Origin of the sequence: Mesorhizobium sp. KACC 23794, assembly GCF_052180275.1 — a bacterium.
GTDB lineage: Bacteria > Pseudomonadota > Alphaproteobacteria > Rhizobiales > Rhizobiaceae > Kumtagia.
This window is the reverse complement of record NZ_CP197465.1, coordinates 5152169-5169478: the sequence shown is the minus strand read 5'-3', so window position 1 is coordinate 5169478 and position 17310 is coordinate 5152169. Positions and strand designations below refer to the sequence as shown.

The window sequence follows — 17310 nt, the reverse complement described above, 5'->3', positions numbered from 1 at the left end:
CAGGTGCCGGGGACAGTTTACTTTTTTCGGCCCGCGCGACCTCGCGACCGCTTCGATCCTTCTGCCGAAAGAAAGTAAACTGTCCCCTGCGCTTCCCCGCCGGACGTCGCTTTCGTCCGGACGCATGTCGGATTGTCGGGCCGGGCGGGAAAAACTCATCAGGAAACCGTTCACAGCACGATCTCCATGCCGTCATGGGCGACATCCCAGCCTGCCGCAGCTATGGCGGCGCGCTCGGGAGAAGCGTCGTCGAGCGCCGGATTGGTGTTGTTGATGTGGACGAAGACGCGGCGGCCGATGGATAGGCCGGCAAGCGCGACGATCGAGCCCGCTTCGCCCGACATCGCGAGGTGGCCCATGCGCCGGCCCGTCTTCTGGCCGACGCCGGCGGTCAGCATTTCGTCGTCGGTGAAGACGGTGCCGTCGAAGAGCAGGCAGGCAGCGTTGTCGAGGCGGGCGCGCAGGCGCTGGTCGACGCGGGCGCAGCCGGGAACGTAGAAGGCCGAAGGGCCGGAACCGGCCGAAATGCGCACGCCGATCGTGTCGCCTTCTTCCGAGCCGAAATCGGCGTCGGCGCGCGTCGAATCCTCCAGATAGAGCGCGATCTTGCCGGGCACGGCAAAGCTTTCGACGGTGAGTCCGGTGTCGCGGTCATCCGCGTCGCGGATCGGGATGGCGGTGTCCTGCGGCAGCAGCCGGCGCGGCACGATTTTCGGGTCGAGCACGTTGAAGATGGAATTGGCGGCGAGCACTTCAAGCACCCGCTGGCTGGCATAGACGGCGAAGGGTTCGCGCTCGCGCAGGCTGAGCAGACCGGCGACATGGTCGACATCGGCGTTGGTGAGCACGACGGCCCTGATCGGCGTGGAGCGCAAGGGCGCGTCCGGCGCGGGCTGCAATTCCGGCGTCCGGGCGATCTGCTCGCGGATGTCGGGGGAAGCGTTGAAAAGCACCCAGCCTTGCCCGTCGGCCGATGCCGCCAGGCTGGATTGGGTACGCGGGAGAACACCCGGTTGGCCGGCGCGCGCGGCACGGCTCAGCCGAAAATTGCAGTTCCATTGCGGAAACCCACCGCCTGCTGCCGATCCGATGACCTTCAGGCGCATGGCCACGATCCGTTTGCGATTTGTGACGCGGCGAACACCCTATCGTCCCGCGAAACGCTCCGCGAGCAATCCAGTGGACCAAAAACATTGAGTTGCGGCGCGTCGTCCCGTTTCCGGGGCGACGCGCCGCGGCAGTCGCCTACTTCTTGGGAGTGATTTCGGCAGGCAGATAGCGCGAGATTTCCATGCCAGCTGCCACCTGGCACATCGTGGGCTTCGTCCAGCTTTTCTTCATGCGTTCCTCCTGTTGTCCCGGCCCCAAGGCCGGACCTCGCCGTTTGGCGGTCGCAAGGCACCGTTATGCGACAGCCGGTCGTCCATCAGTTCAAAATGGACAAATGAAGCAGAACGTCCTGAAAATGCGAAAATCAAAAAGCAGTCGGTATCGGTCGGTTTCAAAAACTCAGTTCGGCAAGACGAAGGGCCGGTTTTCTTCCAGCGGCAGCTTTGCGTTCTCCCAGCCGTCGGAACCGGGAGGATACCACAGAACCGGGGCGTAGCCCCATTCCACCGCCCGCTTGGCCGCGTTCCACGACATCCAGCAGTTGGTCATACAGTAGAACAGCAGTGGCTTCGACGTGTCTGTCCCCACCGCCGCCGCGATGCCGGCGCGGAAATACGCCGCCGTCTCGGCATTGATCTCGCCGTAGCCGACATTGGCCAGCCAGATGCTGCCCGGAATGTCGTTCCGCGCCTTGTCCCGCCAGATCGTGCCTTCCGGCAAATTGGCCGGCTTCGGCGCGTTCGGCATGACGTCGAAGAACACCGCTTCCTTGTTGCGCCAAAGCGCCTCGGCTTCCTCCGTCGTCACCACCTTGGCGCCCTTCAGCGTCGCGGGCACCGGCGCGCGGTATTCTTCCATGCGGTAGCCGTCGGGCTCCGGAACGTCGGCAGCGTATAACGGAGCCGTCCAGCCGAGAAGGCCGGTCGCAAGCAGCAGAAACGCTTCCTTCCTCCATCCTTCGTTCCTCGTTCCGATCGACCGGCTCATTGGGTGATCGGCTTGTCCTGTTCGTCGATCAGCGGCACGCCGTAGCCGAGCAGGATCTTGTTGATCTCCGCCTGGTTGTCCTTGATCAGCCGATTCAGCGTGCGCTTCCATTCCTGGTCGGACGGGCGCACGCCCATGGTGATGCGGTAGGACATGCGCGAGCCGGTCTTTTCCTTGGTGAGCGGCACCACGGCGACGTCCGCGCCTGACTTCGCGGCGTAGTAGCCGCCCATCGGTCCCCAGACGACCGCCGCGTCGATCTCGCCGGACTGGATGTCCTTGATCATCATCTCGGCCGGCGACGCGGTGAAGCGGGTATCCACCATCAGTTCGTAGACTTTTGCCTTCTTCATCAGGTTGGCGCGCGCCATGTTGGAGGCCGGCGGCGTGCTCATGACCACGCCGATGCGCTTGTCCGCGAGTTTTGGATCCTCGATGGTCTCGACACCATCGAGGCCGCCGCCCTTCTTGTACATCAGCACATAGGTCGAGCGGTAATAGGCGTTGGTGTTCTGCACCTGCTCGTCGCCTTGCGCGTAGCCCATGATGATGTCGCAGCGGTTGGCGCGCAGCGTCTGGCGCACGAAGCCGGTGACCATGGGGAACCAGGTGTAGGAGACCGACTTGCGCCCGGTCTTGGCGGCGACGAACTCGGCCAGCTTGTTTTCGAAACCCTCTCCGCTCTGGTCGGTGAAGGGCATGTTGGACGGGTCGGCGCAGACGCGCAGCACGTCGGGATCGACAAGCTCGCCAGCGGCCCCGATGCCGGCGCCCTGCGCCATCGCGGCGACGGACGGCATGGCCAGCACGCCGGCAAGGGCGAACATGGCAACAAGGCTGGGGGCGCGGCGAAAAATCATCTCAGCCACCCATGCAGGACGCTTCGGCGTCCTTGGCGGCCTGCGGCTTCTCGGCCTTCTTGGCCGGGCGGCCGCGCGGCAGGTCGCCGACAGAGCGGGCGCGCAGGTAGATGTAGAGGTCGTCCATGTAGCAATAGACGTTCTTGTTGTCGCCGAAGGCCGGCATGACGTTTTCCTTGCCGGCGCTGAGGTTCTTGCGGCCCTCCGCGACGATCGACAGGAAGGTGCCGTAATCCATCGTCTTCACCGTATCCGCCAAAGCGGGAGCGTAACTGGAGCCGACGCCGTCCGGCCCGTGGCAGACGAAGCAGTCGGAGTTGAAGCGCCGGTAGCCGCTGAATGTGTACCAGTCGACCGTGCCGTCATCCAAGATCTTGAAAGTCGGGTTGCCATTGGCGTCCGTGTATTTCCCGTCATCGTCGCCTACCGCCGCCGCCTTTTCCTTGGTGTCCGGATCGCTGGCGCTCTGTGCGAATGCATGGCCGGCGAGGGGCAGGAGGAGGCAGGCGATAACAGCGGCACGAAAAGTCATTACGAACCTCTTGGTTGGTTTCGCCACGGACAAAGCTTTGCTGTCGCAATGCGGCGGTGACAGGTGCGTTGTGGTTGGCGAAATCGGAAGCCCGACTGTTGGTTTGTCGAGCCGGGCTTCCGGTTTTCAGGCCTCACCCTTTTAAGGCCGAGGCTGGTCGCGTGGTTCCCTCAAAATCAGTCCGGGAGACCGAAGACGGTGAGCTGGCCGCCCAGCGTCGTGTACTCGGCAAGACCGGCGTAGCCGCCGACCGCGCCCAGGCCAGCGGTGCCGACCGATGCGGCCTCGTCGCCCTGCTCGCGGCCCTGGTCCACCGCGCCGTGCCATGCAGCGGCGTTCTCGGGAGCGAGAAGCCCGCCCGCGAGGCCGATGCCTGCCCAACCGCCGACACCTGACAGCACGGCGATGTACTGCTTGCCGCCATGTTCGTAGGTGTTGACGTTGCCGATGATGCCGGACGGGGTCTTGAACTTGTAGAGTTCGTTGCCCTTGTCATCGACCGCCTTGATGTAGCCTTCCAGCGTTCCGTAGAAGACGACGTCGCCATCGGTCGCCAGCGCGCCGGACCACACCGAGAACAGCTCGGGCTTCGACCAGACGATCTCACCCTTGGCTGCGTCCCAGGCGATGAAGTTGCCCATGCCGCCATGGCTGTTGGGCGCAGGATACATCGCCACGGTGGCGCCGACATAAGGCTGACCGGCCGTGTAGCTCACCCGGTAGGGCTCGTAGTCCATGCAGACGTGGTTGGTCGGCACGTAGAAGAGACCGGTCTTCGGCGAATAGGATGCCGGCTGCTGGTCCTTGGTTCCGAGTGCCGCCGGGCAGATGCCGGTCGAGTTGGTGTCTTCGCCGTTCTGCTGGGTGGAGTATTTCGCGACGACCTGCGGGCGGCCATACTGGTCGCTGTTCTTGTCCATCACGACTTCCGTCGCCCAGTTCACCGCCGGATCGTATTTCTTGGCGACCAGGAGCTCGCCCGAATTGCGGTCCATCGTGTAGGCGAAGCCGTTGCGGTCGAAGTGGACGAGAACGTCATGCTTGGCGCCGTTCACCTCCATGCCGTCGACGAGGATCATCTCGTTGACGCCGTCATAGTCCCACTCGTCGTGCGGGGTCATCTGGTAGACCCACTTGGCCACGCCCGTATCCGCATCGCGGGCGAAGATGGTCATCGACCACCGGTTGTCGCCGGGGCGCTGCACCGGGTTCCAGGTCGATGGGTTGCCAGTGCCATAGAAAACCAGGTTCGACTTCGGATCGTAGGCATACCAGCCCCATGTCGAGCCGCCGCCGGTCTTCCACTGCTCGCCTTCCCAGGTGTTGGTGCCGGAATCCTTGCCGACCGGCTTGCCGAGCGCCGTCGTCTTTTCCGGGTCGATGAGCGTTTCGGCGTCGGGACCCATCGAATAGCCCTTCCAGGCCAGCGATCCGTCCTTGAGGTTGTAGGCAGCCACCCAGCCGCGGACACCGAATTCGCCGCCCGAGATGCCGACGATCACCTTGTCCTTGACGACGATCGGGGCGTGCGTTCCGGATTCGCCCTTGCCGCCGTCCGTCTGTTCGCCGTTCTTGATCGACCACACGACCTTGCCGGTCTTGGCGTCGAGCGCCGTCACCATGGTGTCGGCCTGGTTGAGGATGATCTTGCCGTCGCCATAGGCGACGCCACGGTTGACCGTGTCGCAGCACATGATCGGGATGACGTTCGGATCCTGCTTCGGCTCGTACTTCCAGAGGATCTTGCCGTCGTTGTTGAGGTCGAGCGCATAGACGATGTTCGGGAACGGCGTGTGGACATACATGACGTCGCCGATCACCAGCGGTCCGCCTTCATGGCCGCGCAGCACGCCGGTGGAGAAGGTCCACTTGGCCTGCAGGTTCTTCACATTGTCCTTGTTGATCTGATTGAGCTTCGAGTAACGCGTATTGGCATAATCGCCTGTCGGCATCGCCCAGTTCTTGGGGTCAGAGGCAAGCTTCTGCAAGTCGTCGTTCGCCCACGCACCAAAGGCCGATGCGCTGGTGATCAGCGCCGCGGTCAATGGAATGAGGGTGGTTTTCTTGAGTACACGCATCGAATGTCCTCCCGGGGTTCGCAAGCAGGAATCAATTGTCTTGCCCACAAGGGCTCGCCCAAGCGATTCATGTGGTGGGAAGTATTTCCGGCAGCGTGTCACGACCTAAGCCAGATGCGCAGAGGGCACCGTTACTGCCCACCCCACTTTGGCCTACGAAAGACGGTCGCCGCTCCCTATGACGGTGACGCCCTTGAAGCCGGAAACAGGGAAAACCTATGTCATCCCGACACCGCAGGCAAGCAAAAAGCCCATCGTCTATGTTGCAGTGCAATATAATAGTGGATGTGATGCGATGTGAGAGGAAAATATCCTGAAATCGATTCATGATTTAGTATTTTCGCTCTCGTCTGTCATGAAAGTGTATATTGGAAGTGTGGTTTGAGCTTATCGCGGGCTTTTACTAAACTGGGTTCCTTTCGCCTATTTCATGTATTGCTCCGGGGGCGGCGGCATGGCTTCGACACCCGCCGCCATTAGTTCGAATCCTATGAAAATCCACCCGGACCGCCGCCTCGGACAGGCTGGAAAAGGTCGCCGCAGGGCGCTTTTGCCGCTGTGCAGCGCATTCCTCCTTTGGTCCTATATGCTTTCGTCCTATCAGGCCCACATGATCGGGCGATGCCGTGGCGGCCGGCCGCGGGGCGCCGGATTCATGCGGCAGAAGCCCCACGGCGTGCCGGCGGCAAGCAGCGGAGATCGATGATGACGAGACCTGCCGGACATTTTTCCCTGTGGCTGCTGCTCGCCGGCGCATCGGCCCTGGCTTGGCCGGCAAAGGCCGCCGGCGACTATCCGACGACGGCGCTGGCCGATTACGTGCTGGGCTGCATGCAGGTGAACGGCCAGACCCGCGATTCGCTGGAGCGCTGCTCCTGCTCGATCGACGTGATCGCCTCGATCATGCCCTATGAGGACTACGAACGGGCCGAGACGTTCCGGCGCATGGCGCAGATGAGCGGCGAGGCCAGCGGCCTGTTCCGCAACAGCGCGCCGGCCAAGGCGGCAGGCTCCGAACTTCGCCGGGCGCAGGCGGAAGCCGATGTGCGGTGTTTTTAGGGTATGGCGATATTCAGGTGAGCGTGGCCGCCTGGTTTGAAGGCGTGGCAGGACAGCGTTAACGCGCGGCGCATGGGGTCAAGGCAGATGCCCCTAACTCAAAGCCCCGCCGCTTCCAGCGGCCACTGGTCCTTGAACACTTTTCCGTCGGTGTCCACCGCCTCGACGCGGATCTCGCCATTGCCTTGCACGTCGAAGTCGAAGCGGAAGTTGGGGTCCTCGGAGATCGAGATGCCGCCTTCCATCGACAGGATCGGCCGGTCGGCCTGGGAGATCGTCAGCTTCTGGACGAAATGCGCCGGGATGAAATACTGGGTGATCGGATCGCGCTGCAGCCCCGAATTGTTGGGGTGGCGGATCATCAGCTGCAATTCCTCGGCCTTCGACATGGTCTCCTGCTCGGGGAACTGCCGCAGCTTCATCTTGCCCATGGAGGCCAGCGCCTCGTCGGTGTTCTTGACGGCGGGGGCCGAACAGCCGCCAGACGCCTTCACGAAGGTCTGCGCCATGTGAAGCTCGCCGCCCGCCGTCTCGGCGATGGCGCGGATCCACGAGTAATCGTTGACCCTGACCCGCGTCGACAGATGCGTGACGCCGGCATCCTTGCCGAGCGTGAAGGTCGCGGCCACCGGCGCGGGGTTGACGTCGATGATCATGGTGACGGCTTTCACGCCGTCGGGCGCCTTGGCCGAGTCGATATAGATGTCGACGGGCACAAGTGCAGCGTCCTGCGCGCGCTTCGGCGCCTCGATGCGGATGAGCCCGGTGTCGGCCAGGATGGCCCGGTCGCCGAACACGTCGCCCTTGAGGCTGGACCAGATTTTTTCCGACGACGCCATGGTCTGCTGCGCCCGGGCGCCGCCGGAATAACCGGCAACCGCCAGCACGATCGCCACGAACAAGGAAAGCCAGCGGGAACCGGAACGCCGGTCCGCGAGAGTATGAAAAAGCATGTCATGCCTCCACCAGGAGAGAGGTGGTGCCCAGGCTGTATGGAATCATATGCCTTGGCGGGGCGGTTGGCAAATCAGGGGTGCGTGAGAGGGCAGATGAGGGAAGGTAGCAGGCGCCAATTTCCCGGAACCAGCCCGCCTTGACGGCTTTTCCGTCCCTTGTCACCTTGAGCCGGCGCCACAGAGCGCTGCCTGAGGGAGGACGGCCGTGAAAAGAATATCGCCAAAGACAAGCCTTGTTCTCGCCTTGCTCGCCGTGCCGCTCGGCGCGGGCGCGGCCTTTGCCGACGGACAAAACGTCGTGCTGCGCGGTGCGCGTATCGTCACCATGGACGAGGCGAAACCGGAGGCGCAGGCGATTGCGCTGGTCGATGGAAAAATCGCGGCGGTGGGGTCGGATGCCGACATGGAGCCGTTCCTCAAGGGTGCAAAAATCTATGATCTGCCGGCCGGCGCGCTGGTGCTGCCGGGTTTCCAGGACGACCACAACCACCTGATCTGGAGCGCGACGCAGGCCGAGGATATCAGCCTCGCCGACGTTGCCGACGAGGCGGGCCTGCGCGCGGCGATCGAGCCGGCCATGGCGAAGCTGCCGAAGGATGCCTGGCTGCGCGGTGGCGGCTGGAGCGTCGGCACCTATCTCAACCCCTCGGCCAAGGCGCTGGACGCGATCACCGGCGACCGGCTCGCCTATTTCGACGACGTCGACGGCCACTCCGGCTGGGCCAACTCGGCGGCGCTGAAACTTGCCGGCATCGACGCCGGCACCAAGGACCCGGAAGGCGGGCGCATCGAGCGCGACGCCGAGGGCAACCCGACCGGCCTGCTGCGCGAGAATGCCATGAGCCTGGTCGCGTCCCTGCTGCCGCAATACCCCGACGAGCAGGTCGACGCCGGGCTGGCGAAGGCCCAGGCCGAGGCGATGAGTTTTGGCATCACGGCCATTATCGACCCTTCGGCGGAAGAATGGATGCTGAAGGGCTACCAGCGCGCCGACGCCGCCGACAAGCTGAAGCTGCGCGTCGAGGCGGCGGTCAAGATCGACGCGGAGGAGGGCGCGGCCGGCGTCGGGCGCGTGCTCAAGCTCAAGACCGACTATGCGACGCCGCGCCTCGAGGTGACGTCCGTCAAACTGTTCGTCGACGGGGTGATCGAGACGGGAACGGCGGCGCTGCTGGAAGCCTATGTCGGCTCGAATTCGGCCGGCGATCCATTGTTCACCTCCGAGCAGTTGAACGGGATCGCGGTCGCCGCCGACAAGGCAGGCCTGCAACTGCATTCGCATGCGATCGGCGACCGCGCGGTGCGCATGGCGCTCGACGCCTACGAGGCCGCCGAAAAGGCCAACGGCAAGCGCGACAGCCGCCACCAGATCACCCATCTGGAACTGGTCGACCCGGCCGACATCGCCCGCTTCAAGCCGCTCGGCGTGGTCGCCAACATCCAGGCGCTGTGGGCCTATCCCGACACCTACATCGTCGACCTGACCGAGCCGAAGATCGGGCCAAAACGCTCGGAGTGGCTCTATCCGTTCGGCGCGCTGAAGCAGGAGGGCGCGACGCTGGTGGGTTCCAGCGACTGGAGCGTGTCGTCGATGAACCCGCTGGAGGCGATCCAGACCGGCGTGACCCGCCAGGACATCACCGATCCCAACGGAAAAGTGCTGACGCCGCAGCATAAATTGGACGTGATGGACATGCTCCGCGCTTATACGGTCAACGGCGCCTATGCGGCGTTCGACGAGGCGGAATCCGGCACGCTGACGGTCGGCAAGCGCGCCGACGTGGTCGTGCTCGACCGCGACGTGACGAAGATTGCGCCGACGGAAATTGCCGCCGGCAAGGTTTTGGTCACGCTGATCGACGGCGAGCCGGTGTATGAGGCTGAAGGGGTGGCGGGGAAGTAGGTTTCGCGCTGCTGCGAGGTTTCCAAGGGCGAGAGGGACTACGGCATGATCGTGCAGCCATTAAAGGGTGTCGGCGACTTCCGCTTCGATATGCCGTTGGCGGATGCGCTGGCTTGCGTTGCGGGGTGCCGGGTGGAAATTCTGAACAGGGGCGGCGGCGACGAAGAAACCGAACACTGGGTCTTCCAGAACGGTGGCGGCAAACCGGATATGAAGCTGGCGTTGCATGAGGTGAAGTGGCGGCCCGGTCTGCAAGCCATAAATGTGTTCAAAGGCCCGCTGTTTCTGGAGGGGGGTGGCGACTTGGATCTGATGAGTTGCTCGCGCACGACCTTGAGGAGTACACTTCCCGGTAAACTGTTGCGTGATGACCAGGGCGACACTTTCGTCGAATTCGGCATCTGTCCCTGGTTCGAAGATGTTGGTTTGGACCAGAAACCCTCGGCTATCCTTGTGGTGTCGCCAAGTTACCTGCAGGAACTGCTCTCGATTGGCACTTGAGTCCTGCGCCACTGGGTGATGGGCAACCAGGGTAGCGTCCTCCTACTCCCACTCCAGTTCAGCATAGGCCGCCGTCGCGTTGCGGCCGTTGTAGTCGTCGAACAGCGCCCAGTTGGCGCGCTCCGAAAGGCCGGCTGTCTGCACGGCTTCGGCGAGTGGGACGCCGTCCTTGATCGCCTTGCGCAGGTCGGCGGAGAGCACTTCGAAATAGCGACGCTCTGCCGCCAGTGCCTGTGGCCAGGGCGAGGGGGCAGGGCCGTGGCCGGGAACGATTGCAGCCGCGTCAATCGCTGCCAGTTCGTCCATCTGGCGCATCCAGCCGAGCAGCGAACCGTCGAGGGTCGGCAGGTGTTGCAGGAAGACTAAATCGCCGGTGAACAAGGTTTTCGTCCTGCGGTCGAACACGGTGAGGTCGTTGTCGGTGTGCGCAGCCTTCCAGGCGCGCAGCTCGATGACGCGGCCGCCGAGGTCGAGGTCCATGCGGTCTTCCACCAGCAGTGTCGGCGGAATGATCTCGATGCCCCGCATCAATTCTTCCCCAAGCTGTTCGCGATAGCTTTGCAGGTAGAAGGCGGCGCGCGCTTCCAGCGCGCGCGGCAGGTTCTTGTGGCCGACCAAGGTTGCTCCGGTTGTCCGGAACGCGGCGTTGCCAAAAATGTGGTCGGGATGCATGTGGGTGTCGATCAGGTAGCGGATCGGCTTTTGGGTGACGCCCTTGATCGCGGCCAGCAGCGCACGGCCTTCGACGAGGCTGCCGCCGCTGTCGATGACGGCGACCGCCTCGGAGCCGACGACCACGCCGAGATTGGCGATGGTGCCCCGGTTTTCCGGCGCCATCAACTCGTTGACGCCCTGCACGGCGAAGACGCCGTCAGCGATTTCCACCAGCGCGAGATCGAGCGTACCGGCGGCCCTCGCCCGTGGCGGGCAGCAGGGCAGCAGCGCCGCGCTGGCGCCGAGGCATGCGAAACCGGCGACGAGCCGTCGGCGGAGCGGGTCGATGGGGACGGGTCGTATCATAACGGTCGACCTGCGTTCCAACCGCGGACGTGAAGGCCCAACCGAGTGAATTTCGGCATCACGCCCGTCCCGGAAACTTTTCGTAGAACGACCGCACCAGGTCGGCCATCACCGTCGGGTTGCGGCTCTGGCGGGGCAGGCGCACGTCGAAATAGCCGACGACATGCGCCGGGCGCTCCGACAGCACGATGATGCGGTCGCAAAGCATCAGCGCCTCGCGCAGATTGTGCGTCACCATCAGCGCCGTAGTCGGGCGTTCCGACCAGACGGACAGCAGCAAGTGCCGCAGCCGCTGGGCGGTCGGTTCGTCCAGCGACACGAACGGTTCGTCGAGGAAGAGAATGTCTGGCTCGGTGGCGAAGGCGCGCGCCAGCGCGGCCCTGCGCGCCAACCCGAGCGACAGTTCGGAGGGGAACAGCTTTCGCATGGCGGAAAGGCCGAGGCTGTCGAACAGCGGCCCGAGATCCTTGCCGCGCAGCGCCTTCGGAAGGGCGAGGCGCACATTGTCCTCGACGCTACGCCATGGCAGCAGCGTCGGTTCCTGGAAGACTGCGGCAATGCGGCCGCCTTCCGGCAGGCGGAAAGAGCCGGAAAAATCCCGGTCGAGGCCGAGCAGGATGCGCAAGGTCGTGGTCTTGCCGCAGCCGGACGGGCCGAGCAGGCAAGCGAATTCGCCGGCGCGCACCTCGAAGGACAGGTCTTTCAGGGCCGGCAGCGATACGCCGTCGGCGGACACGAAGGTCTTGTCGGTTATGTCGACGGCGAGCGAGTTTTTGGCGACGGCTTTGGGATCGCCCTCCGTTTCGTCTTCGCCTGCGTGGCTGAAATTCAGCATCTTGCTATGCCGGCCGCCTGCGCCAGCGCGTGGCATGGCGTTCGAAGGGCTGCACCAGCAACAGTTCGATCAAGAGCATGACCGCCACGAAGGCCAGCGTGTAGGCGAGGATTGCGGCGACGTCGAAGAGCTGGAAATAGAGGTAGATCTGGAAACCGACGCCGTTGGAGCGGCCAAGCAGTTCGACCACCAGCACGATCTTCCAGATCAGCGCGATGCCGGAGCGCGAGGCGGCGGCGATGTAGGGCTGCAACTGGGGCAGCAGGATGTGGCGAATGCGCTCCAGCGGGCCGAAGCGGTAGACCGCGGCCATTTCGCCATAGCGTGGGTCGAGCGTCCGCGTGCCCTCGCGCAAGGTGACGACGACGTTGGGGATCTTGTTGACCGCCACCGCGCCGATCGCCGCCACCTCGTTCAGCCCGAACCAGATATAGGCGAGCACGATGACGACCAGCGCCGGCACGTTGAGGAACAGGATCACCCACGGATTGAAGAACCGGTCGGCGCGGCGGTAGCTGCCGAGCAGGACGCCGATGACGGTGCCGACGACCATGGCGAGGACGAAGGCGGCGGCGACACGCAGCAGCGTCATGCCGAGATGGAAGGGAAGCTCGCCGCTCGCCGTGTCGTGGACGAACACCTGCCAGACGGCGGAAGGCGGCGGGAAGGCGCGGCTCGGCCAGATCGTCGCGGCGAGCGCCCACAGAAGGCCGAGCCCGAGCAGCGAGGCGGTCACCGTCAGCGCCGGCATCAGCGTCGCCGCGCCGCCAGCGCGGACGGCTGGTTTCCCGGCGGTGCCGCCGGGTGTACCGGCCTGATCGGCCGTCATTTCAAGAGGTCCGTCCAATAGGTGCCGGGCGCCATCTCGGTGGCCTTGCCGACCAGTTTTTCGCCGCCGACCTCGGCCAGCACATAATAGAGTTTCGCGGCGTCAGCCGCTTCCTCGGCGATCGGCCGGGTCGGAATGCCTTCGCGGTAGCGGTCGCGCAGTTTTTCCAGCTCCTTGCCCTCGGCCCGAACGAGGGGCGCCAGCCGCAGCCATTCGGCGTCGGATTTCGCCAGCAGCGCCTTGGCGCCGGCCGAGGCTTTGACGAAGCCGCGCACCGCTTCGAGGTTTTCCGCCGCCCATTTCTCGTGGAAGACATAGCCAAGCGCCGAGACCGGCCCGGAGGCGCCGAGCGACAGCGCCGCGTCGTTGGCGCCGACCAGCCGGCGAAAGCCGTTGGCTTCGAGCCGCGCGCAGAAATGCCAGAAATTCAGCACCGCATCGAGTTCGCCCTGCATCGCCTTTTCCGCCAGCAGCGGCGGCGCGCCATAGGCGACCTCGCCGGCGGACGCTAGGTCGATGCCATGGTCACGCTTGGCCAGCGCCTGGATCAGCAGCCAACTCTTGTCGAGCGGCCCACCGGCGACGCCAAGTTTTTTGCCCGCGAGATCGGGGATCGCCTGGATCGGCGAATCCTGCCTGACCATGATGGCGCCGACCGCCGTGGAGTAGGGCGCCAGCGTCAGGTCGTTGCCTTCCGAGCGCAGCCGCGACACCCACAGCCAGTCCGACACGATCATGTCGATGTCGCCGGCCAGCATCGCGACATTGGTGGCGTCCTCGCCAGCGAAGGAGACGGCCTCCACATCGATACCGTTTGCCGCGTCGAGCGAGTGGTGCTTCAGCGTGTCGAGTTCCCAGCTGACCGTGCCGAATTTCAGCACGCCGACGCGGATTTTTGGAGCGGCGGCGGCTTGTCGCGTGGGCATACCGGCGAGCGTGGCCGCGCCAAGGGCGGCAAGCTGCAATGCATGGCGGCGGGTCAGCGTCATCGTGCGCCTTCCGGGATGGCGCTTGAGGAGCCGCGCATCAGATGGCCTTGCCTTGTTCCGGGAAGGCGCATTTCCAGCGCATCACCTTGTGTTTGGGATGTTGTTCCGACCATTTGGCGATCTCGGGCGGCGCCAGCATCGTGCATTGCATGAGCCCGCCGCGCCGCTCGAAATAAAGATGCTCGTCGTGGCAGTTCGCCGGATTGGTCACCAGGCAGACCGTCAGGATGAGATCGACAAGATCCATAAAAGCCCCTCCCGCCGCATTCGACGAAACATCGCGACAATCCGGATCTCCTTCATCCGGAGACGCGGCCGCCGTTGCTCGCTTCCTGGAGGTGCCCGAACAGGAAGCCGGGAAAAGCTACGCGCTCGCCCCGAAGCCGTCAACACGACGAAGGGCGGCCTGTTTCACGGATCGTATACTGGACCTTCGTACGGTTGACATCCGACCGGCCCCGTCTAGCTTCGGCGCAGGTCACTCAGGGCACTTTAAGGATCAACGAGGAAATGCCATGCGCTTCACCGCAGTTTTGATCGCCGGTTCCCTTGTGGCGCTGGCGACCGCCCAATCCTCGGCGCAGGACGCCGCGGCCGGCGAGAAGGTTTTCGCCAAATGCAAGGCCTGCCACGTCGCCGACACCGACCAGAACAAGGTCGGGCCGACGCTGAAGGGGCTGATCGGCCGCACCGCCGGCACGCATGAGGGGTTCAAATATTCGCCCGCCATGATCGCGGCGGGGCAGGCCGGCCTGGTCTGGGACGAGGCGCATCTGGCCGACTACCTGACCAACCCGCGCGAGAAGGTGAAGGGCACCAAGATGGCGTTCCCGGGCCTCAAGAACCCGGACGACATCGCCAACGTGATTGCCTATCTCAAGCAGTTTCCGTGAGGGTGGGGCGGTCTTCGGCCGCCGCCGCGCCTCACGCCGCCGTCAAAACCCGCTGCAGCGCCGCCGGCAGATCCAGCAGCGTGTCGCAGACGAGGTCGGCTCCGAGTTCCTCGACCGGCGTCTCCGTGTAACCGCCACGGATCAGCGCCACCGGCATGCCGGCCGCGCGGGCGGATTTCACGTCTGAAATGCTGTCGCCGACCATCAGCGCGTCGCGCGGTTCGACGCCGAGTCGTTCCAGCGCGAAAAGCAGCATGTCCGGCGCCGGCTTGGGGTTGGTCACGGCGTCGCCGCCGACCAGCGCGCCAAGACGCTCCAGCAGGCCGAAATGCAGCAGGATGGTGCGCGCCGCGAGTTGCGGCTTGTTGGTGGCCACCGCCATCGGGACGCCCTTCGCGTGGAAATGGGCGATCGCCTCGCGCGCGCCGGGCAGGAGTTTCGTGAGGCCGGTGAGATGGCGCAGGTAGATCGGCCGCATGTCGCGATGCGCCTGCTCCAGCGTGGCGGGCGCGAGCGATACGCCGGATGCGGCGAAGGCGCGCTCCACCAGCTTGCGCACCCCGCCGCCGATCATTGTCGTCACCTCGGCGACCGGCTGGGGCGGCAGGCTATGGGCGGCGAGCAATTCGTTGACGGCGGCCGCTATGTCGGGCGCCGAATCGACCAGCGTGCCGTCGAGGTCGAACAGGATGGCCTTCGGCGTCCGTATCGGTTTCGGCGTACTGGCGTCCATGCGTCTTTCTCCCATGCGGTCGTTCACTGATTGGCATCGAGACGGCCACGAAACTATGTTTTCTCGCGCGGCAAGTACCCCACTCCGACCCTTCGGGCCACCTCTCCCCCTTGCAGGGGTAGAGGAAGGAGACTGCCGCATTTCCGGTTTCCTCTACCCCTGCAAGGGGGAGAGGTGGCCCGAAGGGCCGGAGTGGGGGTGCTCTTCCTATGATATCAACTCAGATTCACGCCGCCTTGCTCAAAACCCCGTCCGCCGCGCCGCGAATGGCCTCGATGTTGGCGCGGTAGGCGGCCTCGGTGCCGCCCTTGAACACCGCCGAGCCGGCGACCAGCACGTTTGCGCCGGCTTTCACCACCAGTGGCGCGGTGTCGGGTGCGATGCCGCCGTCGACCTCGATGTGGATCGGCCGGCGACCGATCAGCGCCTTCACCTTGGCGATTTTCTCCAGCATTTCCGGGATGAACGCCTGGCCGCCGAAGCCGGGATTGACGGTCATCACCAGGATCAGGTCCAACTGGTCGAGCACGTTCTCGATCGCCGCCACCGGCGTCGCCGGATTGAGCGAGACGCCCGCCTTCTTGCCCAAGCTTTTCACCGTCTGCAGCGAGCGGTGGAGATGCGGGCCGGCTTCGGCATGAACGGTGATGATGTCGGTGCCGGCATCGGCGAAAGCGGCGATGTAGGGATCGGCGGGCGCGATCATCAGGTGGCAGTCGAAGATTTTGTCGGTGCGGCTGCGGATCGCCTTAATCACCGGCGGCCCAAAAGTGATGTTGGGCACGAAATGGCCGTCCATGACGTCGAGATGCACCCAATCGGCGCCGGCCCTCACCACCGTCTCCACCTCGTCGCCGAGGCGCGAGAAATCGGCCGAAAGGATGGAAGGGGCGATAATCGTCTTGGTCATTGGTCACCTTTCCCAAGGCCGGACGCCTTGTTGCCGGGCATGGAGAACACCCGGCTTGCCTTAATATCTTCCGCCGAGATCGTCGACAGCGCCTCGGCATCAAGCGGCCCCGTCGAGGTTTCGAACAGGCGGTTCGCCTGCCTCAGCCGCGCCCGGTCGAGCGCGTTGCGGATCGAGCGCGCGTTGGCGAAATGCGGCTGTGTGCGGCGTTTTTCGATATAGGCGGTCATCGCTTCGGCGGCCGGCTTGTCGAGGTGGTAGTTCTGGTGGCCCAGCATGGTTTCCGCAATACGGAACAGCTCGTCGTCCGAATAGTCGGGAAAATCGATGTGATGCGCAATACGGGAGCGAAAGCCCGGATTGCTCTCGAAGAAGCGGTCCATGCGCTGCGCGTAGCCGGCGAGAATGACGACGAGGTCGTCGCGCTGGTTCTCCATGATCTGCAAGAGGATCTCGATCGCCTCCTGGCCGTAGTCGCGCTCGTTCTCGGGCCGGTAGAGGTAATAGGCCTCGTCGATGAACAGCACGCCGCCCATCGCCTTCTTCAGAATCTCCTTGGTCTTCGGTGCGGTATGGCCGATGTATTGGCCGACGAGATCGTCGCGCGTCACCGAGACGAGATGGCCCTTGCGGATGTAGCCGAGCCTATGCAGCAGATTGGCCATGCGCAGCGCCACGGTGGTCTTGCCGGTGCCGGGGTTGCCGGTGAAACTCATATGCAGCGTCGGCGTGTCGTGGGCGAGGCCCATGCGTTTTCGCGCGCGCTCGACCAGGAGCAGGGCTGCGGTCTCGCGGATACGCTTCTTCACTGGCGCCAGCCCGATAAGCTCGCGGTCGAGCTCGGCCAGAACGTCCTTGACGCCCGAGGATTCGAATTCCTCGCGCAGGTCGACGGCGGTGGGGACGGCTTCGGCAAGGGCGGACATGGCAACTCCTTCACCCTCCCCTTGTGGGGAGGGTCGGCGAAGAGATTGAGCGAAGCGAAAACTCTGAGACGGGATGGGGGTGTCGATAGAACGCGATGCCCCCACCCCGACCGCTACGCGGATCGATAAAGCCCTTCGCTATCGCTCCGGGCTTTCGTCTTTCGAAAGGCCCATTTGGGGGCCTTTCGC

The 17310-nt window shown here is 64.4% G+C and carries 19 protein-coding genes; 4 read left to right on the top strand and 15 right to left on the bottom strand.

What is annotated here, in order from left to right; translation table 11 throughout:
* Positions 1-170 precede the first annotated feature (170 nt).
* The 6 genes from pqqB to ACSBOB_RS25385 all read right to left on the bottom strand — a co-directional run bounded on the left by pqqB (position 171) and on the right by ACSBOB_RS25385 (position 5441).
* Positions 171-1106 carry a pyrroloquinoline quinone biosynthesis protein PqqB gene (gene pqqB, locus ACSBOB_RS25410; RefSeq protein ID WP_442578832.1) on the bottom strand — a complete coding sequence of 312 codons (936 nt, stop codon included), beginning with the start codon at positions 1104-1106 and terminating at the stop codon, positions 171-173.
* Positions 1107-1245: 139 nt separating this feature from the next.
* Positions 1246-1341: a pyrroloquinoline quinone precursor peptide PqqA gene (locus ACSBOB_RS25405; protein ID WP_442578831.1), complete on the bottom strand. Its 96-nt coding sequence runs from the start codon at positions 1339-1341 to the stop codon at positions 1246-1248.
* Between the two features lie 168 nt (positions 1342-1509).
* Positions 1510-2097 (bottom strand): PQQ-dependent catabolism-associated CXXCW motif protein, encoded by a 588-nt coding sequence (locus tag ACSBOB_RS25400; RefSeq protein WP_442578830.1) that lies wholly within the window; start codon positions 2095-2097, stop codon positions 1510-1512.
* Complete coding sequence (locus tag ACSBOB_RS25395) at positions 2094-2957, bottom strand: substrate-binding domain-containing protein (protein WP_442578829.1); 864 nt, start codon at positions 2955-2957, stop codon at positions 2094-2096. Before ACSBOB_RS25395 ends, ACSBOB_RS25400 begins: the two co-directional genes overlap by 4 nt.
* Position 2958: 1 nt before the next feature.
* Complete coding sequence (locus ACSBOB_RS25390; RefSeq protein ID WP_442578828.1) at positions 2959-3489, bottom strand: c-type cytochrome, methanol metabolism-related; 531 nt, start codon at positions 3487-3489, stop codon at positions 2959-2961.
* Positions 3490-3665: 176 nt separating this feature from the next.
* Positions 3666-5441, bottom strand: coding sequence for a methanol/ethanol family PQQ-dependent dehydrogenase (locus tag ACSBOB_RS25385; RefSeq protein ID WP_442583827.1), 1776 nt, complete (start codon positions 5439-5441; stop codon positions 3666-3668).
* Between the two features lie 831 nt (positions 5442-6272).
* Between ACSBOB_RS25385 and ACSBOB_RS25380 the strand changes: the two genes are divergently transcribed.
* Positions 6273-6626 carry a hypothetical protein gene (locus ACSBOB_RS25380; protein ID WP_442578827.1) on the top strand — a complete coding sequence of 118 codons (354 nt, stop codon included), beginning with the start codon at positions 6273-6275 and terminating at the stop codon, positions 6624-6626.
* Between the two features lie 98 nt (positions 6627-6724).
* On the opposite strand, the gene ACSBOB_RS25375 is transcribed toward ACSBOB_RS25380, so the two are convergent.
* A complete protein-coding gene (locus tag ACSBOB_RS25375) occupies positions 6725-7579 on the bottom strand; it encodes a quinoprotein dehydrogenase-associated SoxYZ-like carrier (protein ID WP_442578826.1) in 855 nt (284 codons plus the stop codon).
* A 208-nt stretch (positions 7580-7787) separates the two neighbouring features.
* Between ACSBOB_RS25375 and ACSBOB_RS25370 the strand changes: the two genes are divergently transcribed.
* Positions 7788-9485, top strand: coding sequence for an amidohydrolase (locus tag ACSBOB_RS25370; protein ID WP_442578825.1), 1698 nt, complete (start codon positions 7788-7790; stop codon positions 9483-9485).
* A gap of 45 nt (positions 9486-9530) precedes the next feature.
* Positions 9531-9986, top strand: coding sequence for a hypothetical protein (locus ACSBOB_RS25365; protein ID WP_442578824.1), 456 nt, complete (start codon positions 9531-9533; stop codon positions 9984-9986).
* Positions 9987-10028: 42 nt separating this feature from the next.
* Here the strand turns inward: ACSBOB_RS25365 and ACSBOB_RS25360 are convergent, their stop codons facing one another.
* The 5 genes from ACSBOB_RS25360 to ACSBOB_RS25340 form a co-directional block, all read right to left on the bottom strand.
* A complete protein-coding gene (locus tag ACSBOB_RS25360; RefSeq protein ID WP_442578823.1) occupies positions 10029-11006 on the bottom strand; it encodes a quinoprotein relay system zinc metallohydrolase 2 in 978 nt (325 codons plus the stop codon).
* Positions 11007-11064: 58 nt separating this feature from the next.
* Positions 11065-11841, bottom strand: coding sequence for an ABC transporter ATP-binding protein (locus tag ACSBOB_RS25355; RefSeq protein WP_442578822.1), 777 nt, complete (start codon positions 11839-11841; stop codon positions 11065-11067).
* A 4-nt stretch (positions 11842-11845) separates the two neighbouring features.
* Positions 11846-12592, bottom strand: coding sequence for an ABC transporter permease (locus ACSBOB_RS25350; protein ID WP_442583826.1), 747 nt, complete (start codon positions 12590-12592; stop codon positions 11846-11848).
* Between the two features lie 74 nt (positions 12593-12666).
* Positions 12667-13659, bottom strand: a complete 993-nt coding sequence (locus tag ACSBOB_RS25345) for an ABC transporter substrate-binding protein (protein ID WP_442578821.1) — start codon at positions 13657-13659, stop codon at positions 12667-12669.
* Between the two features lie 37 nt (positions 13660-13696).
* Positions 13697-13906 carry a hypothetical protein gene (locus ACSBOB_RS25340; RefSeq protein ID WP_442578820.1) on the bottom strand — a complete coding sequence of 70 codons (210 nt, stop codon included), beginning with the start codon at positions 13904-13906 and terminating at the stop codon, positions 13697-13699.
* 268 nt (positions 13907-14174) lie between these two features.
* On the opposite strand from ACSBOB_RS25340, the gene ACSBOB_RS25335 reads away from it, so the two are divergent.
* Positions 14175-14552 (top strand): c-type cytochrome, encoded by a 378-nt coding sequence (locus tag ACSBOB_RS25335; RefSeq protein ID WP_442578819.1) that lies wholly within the window; start codon positions 14175-14177, stop codon positions 14550-14552.
* A gap of 31 nt (positions 14553-14583) precedes the next feature.
* Here the strand turns inward: ACSBOB_RS25335 and gph are convergent, their stop codons facing one another.
* The 3 genes from gph to cbbX all read right to left on the bottom strand — a co-directional run bounded on the left by gph (position 14584) and on the right by cbbX (position 17121).
* Positions 14584-15285 carry a phosphoglycolate phosphatase gene (gene gph / locus ACSBOB_RS25330; RefSeq protein WP_442578818.1) on the bottom strand — a complete coding sequence of 234 codons (702 nt, stop codon included), beginning with the start codon at positions 15283-15285 and terminating at the stop codon, positions 14584-14586.
* 226 nt (positions 15286-15511) lie between these two features.
* The gene (gene rpe, locus ACSBOB_RS25325; protein ID WP_442578817.1) at positions 15512-16195 is read right to left on the bottom strand and encodes a ribulose-phosphate 3-epimerase; all 684 of its coding nucleotides are present in this window, start codon (positions 16193-16195) and stop codon (positions 15512-15514) included.
* Complete coding sequence (gene cbbX / locus ACSBOB_RS25320) at positions 16192-17121, bottom strand: CbbX protein (protein ID WP_442578816.1); 930 nt, start codon at positions 17119-17121, stop codon at positions 16192-16194. Before cbbX ends, rpe begins: the two co-directional genes overlap by 4 nt.
* Between the last annotated feature and the right edge of the window lie 189 nt (positions 17122-17310).